The sequence below is a fragment of the Enterobacter vonholyi genome, from assembly GCF_008364555.1.
In the GTDB taxonomy this organism is placed as follows: domain Bacteria; phylum Pseudomonadota; class Gammaproteobacteria; order Enterobacterales; family Enterobacteriaceae; genus Enterobacter; species Enterobacter vonholyi.
In genome coordinates this window covers 1-587 of record NZ_VTUC01000032.1, presented here as the reverse complement: position 1 = coordinate 587, position 587 = coordinate 1, and the positions used below count along the sequence as shown (strand labels likewise).

The window sequence follows — 587 nt, the reverse complement described above, 5'->3', positions numbered from 1 at the left end:
GCGAACCGTATTCGCCTGGTCTCCAGCGAGACGGGCGTGGGGGTGAACCTCGGCAACCTCACCGCGCGCCAGGGCGATATTCAGCTGGACGCGGGCGGGAAACTGACGGTCATGAACAGCCTGGCCAGCGGCTCGATTAGCGCGAACGGCGCGGGGGTGGCCCTCAGCGGCAGCCATCAGGCCGGGGGGGCGCTGAACGTGGCCAGCTCGCGGGATGTGGAGCTCAGCAACAGCACGCTCGCCAGCCAGGCCGACACCACGCTGTCCACCGGCGGCAGCCTGACGCAGCGCGGCGGCAGCGTCACCAGCAAAGGCGCGCTCAGCGTGGCGGCCGGGAAGGATATCACCCTGACGAATACCCTCAGCGGAAGCAATACCCGCGCGACGCTCAGCAGCGGCGGCATGCTGTCTTCCACGGCCAGCGCGGTCTCGGCAGGAGAAAGTCTGTCCCTGAGCGGCGGGCAAATAGTCCTGGACGGCCAGAGCCGGGCCGATGCCGCGGGCGATGTCCGCCTGACGGGCAGCGCCGTCAGTAACCAGGGGCAGGTGAATGCGGGGCGCGACATTGCGCTCTCCGGCGACAGGGT

1 pseudogene is annotated in these 587 nt (G+C 69.5%); it reads left to right on the top strand.

Going from position 1 to position 587, the window contains the following annotated elements:
* Window positions 1–587, top strand: a pseudogene (locus F0319_RS18830) (filamentous hemagglutinin N-terminal domain-containing protein); the annotation flags it as partial.